Below are 6,581 nucleotides of genomic sequence, written 5' to 3'. Positions count from 1 at the left end.
TTTTGCCTGAAGAGCACAGGGGACGCTCTCTTCATTCAATTTAGCCTTACTTCTTCAGATCGTTAAGCGGGAGTTAAGGTTATTAAGCACTAAGCCTGAACTCCGATGCATATTAAAACCCCTCTTAATTCAATAGTCACCTTTACAACGCGGTGACTTTATCACCTTATACTGTCCAGGATCATTAAAGCTCTACTCTCTTGATTTAAATTTACTGCCTAATAACTGTTGTGCAAAGTACCAGATAAAACGTGGGTTTTGTTTCAGATAACGCTTCCACAAACGATTAGGTTCGCACAGTAAACGAAACAACCACTCCATTCCAATGCTTTGCATCCATCGAGGAGCATGTTTTTTATTACCTGCAATAAAATCAAATGCAGCACCAACACCAAGCATTACACAATGTAATTTGTTTTTATGCTCTGCCATCCAACGCTCTTGCTTAGGGCAACCAATGCCAACAAATAGTATTTGAACACCTGAATCATTAATGGCTTTGATTGCTTTTTTATCCTCTATAGAGGTTAATGGTCGAAATGGTGGGGCAAACTCATACGCAATATCTAATCCACTAAACTGTTCAGATAACTTCATTTTCATAACTGATAGAACTTCCTGTGTTCCACCATAAAAACCAACTTTTAACTTTTTTTCAATAGCTAACTTACATAGCGCCATGGTTAAGTCTTGGCCACGTACCTGACAAGCTTCCTTATGACCCATTAACTTTTGAGCCCATACAAGCGGTTTACCATCGGGTACCACCATATCAGCGGTATTTACGATCTCACAGAACTCTCCAGAGTCAAAGGTTTCCATACACATATGAACATTGGATACGCAAATATAACGTCCTTCATTATATGCGCACCAGTTATCAATCTGAGAAAGAACAGAACACATATTCGTCAGACAAACATGCATCCGTAACACATTAATTCGTTTACCTTCCACAAGCAACTCTTAAGTTTCAAAAGTCCAAAACATTATTCATAACTAGAAAGTGCATACGCCTTTTTTATCACGAATCGCCTGTCGGTATATATCCAGTAAAATTTCAACATTGATTTCTGGCGTATATTTTTGGAGGTATTCGATTCGAGAATTAATGCCCATTTCCCGAGTTATTTTTGGATGCTGAATTAGATATACTGCTTTTTCAGCTAGCGACTCAGAATTACTTACTTCAAAATGCAGGCCTGTTATGCCATCAGAAACTATTTCAGCCATACCACCAACATTGGAAACCAGTGCAGGAGTACCATTAGCGAATGCTTCAAGCAGTACCATTGGAAAACCTTCATACCAGGTAGAAGGCATAATCAAAAAATCAGCATCTTGTAATAAAGATAAAATAGCCTCTTTATTTTGAAATCCCAAAAAATGGATATTGACATTATCGTCAGATTGTTTTTTAACAATCGATTTTATCGGGCCATCACCAATAATTTTCAATGGATAATTGATATCCCTCCATGCATCCAAAAGAGTAGTAAGTCCTTTCTCTTCACTAAGACGACCAACAAAAACTGCATACCCCCCCTTTTTATCGATTTTTTTATTAGCTTTATGAGGATCTTCAATAAAGTTTGGCTTAACAGAAATCTTATCGGCTGGAAAACCTCCAGCAATAAATTTAGCTTTGGCAAATTCCGTTAAGGCAATATAGCGATCAACATGTGTTTGCCACGTTCTTTTTCTTTTATGATACTCAACCATGTAAGCCAATGCTGCAGTACCAATCAATGAATTTCGATACACTCTCTTAGGAACTGTCCACCAACTACTTGCTTCTAAACTACGTTCACAGATTTTTCCATCAATCATCAAAGTTGCTGTTGGACAGAGATTTCTATAGTTATGTAGAGTATATACAACAGGAACACCTGTATCCTGACAGGCATGAAAAATTGAAGGAGTGAGTAGTGGAAAAATATTATGGGCATGGATTAAACATGGATTTATTAGTGAAATCTTTTCCGATAAAAACCTTTTTTGTTTTTTAGAGAATTTAACACCTCTTAATGCGTTTACCTGATCGAAAAACCCACTAATTGAAGTATTTGATACAACATATTCAGAAACCGAAAAGGAATTCAATGTTAAAAGGTGCTTTTCATTTTCAAAAACTACATCTTCACCGCCATGCACTTGATATTTGTTGTGTACCATTAAAATGCTTGGGTTCCGCACTCGTTACTACCTCTTCAAAAATTGATTTTTTACGATACCATTCCATTCTAAGAATACACCCCCAAAGCAAATAGTAAGGAATAGCATTAAAAGGCTTTTCAAACGAATCTTCACCGATAGCAAAGACACAAACGAAAATAAAATAAATCATAAAAACTGCAAGAAAGTTATTTATTACTTGATAATGATTTGATTTTGTATATTTAAATAGATTAAACCATATCTTCAACAAATAACAATGTATTAAACACCATAGAGATGCTCCAATGACACCTAACCTTGCAAGTAAAGAAATAAAAGAATTATGAGGCTCCCTAGCAACAACACCGTTTGCTAGATCATGATCAATCAATGGGAACCCGAAACCCAAACCAAAAAACATAGTTGTAAAATCTAGCGACCATTTCTCATAAATATTAAGCCACCATCCTATACGCAGGCTAACCCCCCCGGCTGCAGATTCAACACCACTTTTCGAGATACCAAAAATCGCCATAAAGTGATTGTATATAAATTCTAGAGAAACAACTTGACCAATACGGCCTTCAGCTTCAAAACCTAATATTGGCAACATCAAAATGATAAGAAGTCCAAACAAAATAACAAAAACACCCTTTTTAAATTCACTTCTCCTAAAAATGAATAAAAATAGGTACAGAGCAATAATCTGCAGATAAATTGTCCTAGCTTGGAAGAAAGCTAAACAGAATGCTATTAAAAAACCTGCAACAGCCAACTTAAATTTTGAAACAAAAAAACTCTCTGATTTAAATATAAACATACATGCGGCAGATACGAGCATTAGCATAGCAGTATTAGTATACACAAAAAACAGTGGTATACTTTGGCCTGAACCACCACTAATATAAGGTGATAATAATCTAAGAAAATCTGAAACTGGATAAGTTAATCCATAGAGTATAATAATTATCATAAAGAAACGTAAGAATGAAAAAAGTTTCTTCATGAAAAAATAACTGCCAAACAAACAAAATCCAATTAAAATATATATTGTTTCTATAACATGACTTGCATCTCTGAGTGCCCAAACACCATATTTATAAAAACCAAACATGGCAGATAGTGCGACAAACAACCACCACGTTATAAAAAGCATCATAATCGATGGACCAGTTACAAAATAGAATCTAGATGTAACGGTTAACCAGCGAGTGATAAAAACCATCAGAAGAATAAATATCTCACCAATTGGTAAGATACCAATTCTGATTTGCATGAAACCATAATTAAATAATAGATAACAAAATATAATAAGCAGTGCCAGCCTATCACGACTCTCTAAAAAAAGTTTACGATAGAAATCAATATTAGTCATTATCGGTGTTACTCTCCATATACATTAAGAACAGAGCGAGTCCAAGTATATTCATTAGCTCTTGAGTAACATTGATGACTCAATTCGTATGATGATTTAAAAGTCAGGAGATATTTTGAAAACATCTGAATAGCTTCAGAAATAGTTACATCATTTGTAACTTTATGTCCGCACTCGGGTATGACTATTTTTCCTGGCCCTCCTAAATCAAAGCAGATAACAGGTAAACCATTCGCAAGAGCTTCCAAAACTACCATTCCACCAGAATCTCTTAGACTCGGAAATAAAAAAACATCATGATCTCTATAAATAGCATTTAATTCGTCTTGAGGTAACCATTGAACCCAAGTAATAAATTTCTCGATATTTAATTGTTGGCATAATATTTTTAGCTTATTTTCTTCTGGCCCTTCACCTACTAAGGTAAATGTAGCATCCAATCCACTTTCGATAGCCACTGAAAATGACTTCAATGCGATTTCTATAGATTTAAGATAGTCAAACCTTCCAACATATAAAATCTTCAGCGTTGAATTTAGTGCTCGGCTACCATTTTCTTGATCTTTATCATCAATTGATTTCGCGTCTTTTCTAAATGCAATAGGATCGATACCAATGGCTAGTTGCATAGAGCATTTTTGATGATATTTTCTAGGTATCATGGATAGAGTTTGCTCACTGGTGACAACTATTTTAGTTGCACTAGAAAAAGTATATCTCATTAAAGGATCATACTTAACAAACCAATTAATCAAATCTCTCGCACTTTCTCTGACTTTATTTTTAAATGAAAAATTTTTTCTTAGCTTATGGGGAATTGTATCACCACCGGCTACAGGACCAAATATAAAATCTACGCCCAGAAGTCCCATAAATGAGGGCTGTCTTGCACTTACGAAAGTAATATGATGGACGAGATTAAATTGTTTTCTTTGATGTAGTCTCTTTGCAACAAAGTAGGCACCAACTTGCCAGAGCATGTAATATAAATGGACACCTCGCCCGCCTTTTTTCCAAAAGGCAAGCCAACGAGGCAAGTCATAATAACAAAAGTTCAAGTTACTATTTGACATTTGCGTTAATTTTTTTTCTATGTTTTTTTTATTATTTGATCTAGTAAGTATGGTTACTTGATGCCCAAGCTTCGAAACTTCTATAGCCCAATGCCAACCAACACCAGGTTCTGATCCTTTGTTTGGTTCGCATGCATAAGCCGATAGTAAAACATTCATTTAATAAGCTTTTCCAACTTTAGATTTAGAATATATTCTGCAAAATCAAACCGCATATCATTTATAGCATTATTAATAATTTTTAAAATGGCGCATGCAAGGAGTGGTTTTTTATAATACAAATTAATATTCATAATTATTAAATATCGATCTATTACTCCAGATTCAAAAAGATTTTGCGTATAATTACGTTGTTTAAACAAATGACTAAGGTTGAGATAATAGTAACATAGATCATATAGCGGAATCCCATCCTGTTCATATGACTCCCAGTCAAAAACATAAAGTCTATTATTCTTTTCTAATTTCATATTCCATGGTGCAAAATCACCATGTATGGCGACATGGTCCAAATCTACAGTTTTTTTAGAGAAAGTATCGTCAATAATTTTCTTAGAAAAATCTATAAGTTCATACTCTTTGTCATTTGTATGAGCAATGACCTTTTGTAACTGAGTGTTTAGTACTGAATAAAGACTATAACACTTACCCTTAGGTAATAAAGTAAGCCATTCAAGTTGACTCTGTGAAAGAGAAGATTGACAGAGCTTACCCGCTACAAATGTTTGACTTAACCACTTATGATCGCAATCTTTTTCTAATAAACATGGGGTATTTACAGAGTTTTGTATATTTGTTAATGCATACTGCTCATTTTCAATCGATTGAGAGGCTTTACTTCCAATAGCAATTTTAACAATACTTCTCTCACCAGAATCTTTGTCATAAAGAGAAAGGACCAGTTTCTGTTTCAACCCTGGTGTACCGACATAAATAGTATAAATAATAGTATTAATCTTAGGTAGAATTGACCTTTGTATACCTGGTATGAAATAAAGTATGCCAAACCTATATAGATTAATTAATATAACCCAGAAAAACGCACTTTTTCGAGAGTATGGTTTCCATTGTTTTAATATTTCATAAATTATTGATCGATATTTTCTGGATACAGCAGGTAATAACCATCTGGGTAATCCAGAACTGTTGATGACAAAAAACGTCTGACCTTCAAAGCTATCTTTGCCATATTTATCGGAAAAAAACTTTCTCAGCCTATTAATGGTATCTTGATTTATCATTCTAAGATATTCAGTATAATTCCTGTTACATTATCAACAGATTCATTAACATCATTTCCTGTATCAATCAAAAATGCCTTTTTATTATTTTTAGCAAAATCTTTGTAAAGATTTACTTGTCTTTCAGTTTCGTTCAAAGGTACTTCTTTTTTTCTTTTTTGAATTAAATTTGAATCAGCAATAAGTACGAAATATATGTCAGGCTCAGGTACAAACTTTGCTAACAGCCTTGCGAAATGAAGATTACCGCCAAACCTGTACCTTTTAGGATCAACCAATAAGTCATGATAATACCTATCAAATATGACCAAATTATCTTTCTTTAAAAGAAAAATAAATCCAAAACAATAATCCAACAGGAAGTATATTAACTTAATATTTGAAATTAACCAGCCTCTTGCTTTTTGGCCATGCGGGTTAGTTACATTAAGCACATTTTTTTTATTTACACCGAAATGAGTGCGTAAGTGATAATTCTGAATACCATTAAATTTATCCCTAAACTTATCTATTACGCTATTACTTACTGTTGTTTTACCAGAACCATCCGGTCCTAAAAAACATATAATCATTTACACTTTTTACCGTATTATTACAATTTAAAATTACAAGAAACAATCTCATAAATATTTCTTCCTGATTACCACTGTGACTCAGCCAGCTTGAGAAGCCTTGCTGGCATGGGGCAGGTTCGCGCAGCCATGTAACCCAGCCTTGATACCATTGCCTTTAAAT

The 6,581-nt window shown here is 34.0% G+C and carries 6 protein-coding genes; all 6 read right to left on the bottom strand.

The genetic code is table 11. The features are described 5' to 3' along the window. Positions 1 to 192 precede the first annotated feature (192 nt). Positions 193 to 822 (bottom strand): WecB/TagA/CpsF family glycosyltransferase, encoded by a 630-nt coding sequence (locus ABD892_RS12145; protein ID WP_345195975.1) that lies wholly within the window; start codon positions 820 to 822, stop codon positions 193 to 195. A 177-nt stretch (positions 823 to 999) separates the two neighbouring features. Next, entirely contained in the window at positions 1,000 to 2,175 is a 1,176-nt protein-coding gene (locus ABD892_RS12140) for a glycosyltransferase family 4 protein (protein WP_345195973.1), read from the bottom strand. Continuing rightward, on the bottom strand, positions 2,141 to 3,532 hold the full coding sequence (locus ABD892_RS12135; RefSeq protein ID WP_345195972.1) for an O-antigen ligase family protein: 1,392 nt from the start codon (positions 3,530 to 3,532) through the stop codon (positions 2,141 to 2,143). The genes ABD892_RS12140 and ABD892_RS12135 overlap by 35 nt, the downstream gene beginning before the upstream one ends. 8 nt (positions 3,533 to 3,540) lie before the next feature. Further along, positions 3,541 to 4,764, bottom strand: coding sequence for a glycosyltransferase (locus ABD892_RS12130; protein WP_345195970.1), 1,224 nt, complete (start codon positions 4,762 to 4,764; stop codon positions 3,541 to 3,543). Continuing rightward, positions 4,761 to 5,846, bottom strand: coding sequence for a hypothetical protein (locus ABD892_RS12125; protein ID WP_345195968.1), 1,086 nt, complete (start codon positions 5,844 to 5,846; stop codon positions 4,761 to 4,763). The genes ABD892_RS12130 and ABD892_RS12125 overlap by 4 nt, the downstream gene beginning before the upstream one ends. After that, positions 5,843 to 6,418, bottom strand: a complete 576-nt coding sequence (locus ABD892_RS12120; protein WP_345195966.1) for a nucleoside/nucleotide kinase family protein — start codon at positions 6,416 to 6,418, stop codon at positions 5,843 to 5,845. Before ABD892_RS12120 ends, ABD892_RS12125 begins: the two co-directional genes overlap by 4 nt. Positions 6,419 to 6,581 lie beyond the last annotated feature (163 nt).

It is taken from the genome of Kistimonas scapharcae (genome assembly GCF_039540975.1).
Taxonomy (GTDB): domain Bacteria; phylum Pseudomonadota; class Gammaproteobacteria; order Pseudomonadales; family Endozoicomonadaceae; genus Kistimonas; species Kistimonas scapharcae.
Note: the sequence above shows the minus strand (reverse complement) of the source record. Positions and strands in the feature narration are given on the sequence as shown.

Bases quoted from the DNA above. Each gene is read 5' to 3' on its own strand.
- ABD892_RS12140 (WP_345195973.1), bottom strand. From the start codon at position 2,175: ATGGTACACAACAAATATCAAGTGCATGGCGGTGAAGATGTAGTTTTT.
- ABD892_RS12125 (WP_345195968.1), bottom strand. From the start codon at position 5,846: ATGATAAATCAAGATACCATTAATAGGCTGAGAAAGTTTTTTTCCGAT.
- ABD892_RS12145 (WP_345195975.1), bottom strand. From the start codon at position 822: ATGGAAACCTTTGACTCTGGAGAGTTCTGTGAGATCGTAAATACCGCT.
- ABD892_RS12130 (WP_345195970.1), bottom strand. From the start codon at position 4,764: ATGAATGTTTTACTATCGGCTTATGCATGCGAACCAAACAAAGGATCA.
- ABD892_RS12135 (WP_345195972.1), bottom strand. From the start codon at position 3,532: ATGACTAATATTGATTTCTATCGTAAACTTTTTTTAGAGAGTCGTGAT.
- ABD892_RS12120 (WP_345195966.1), bottom strand. From the start codon at position 6,418: ATGATTATATGTTTTTTAGGACCGGATGGTTCTGGTAAAACAACAGTA.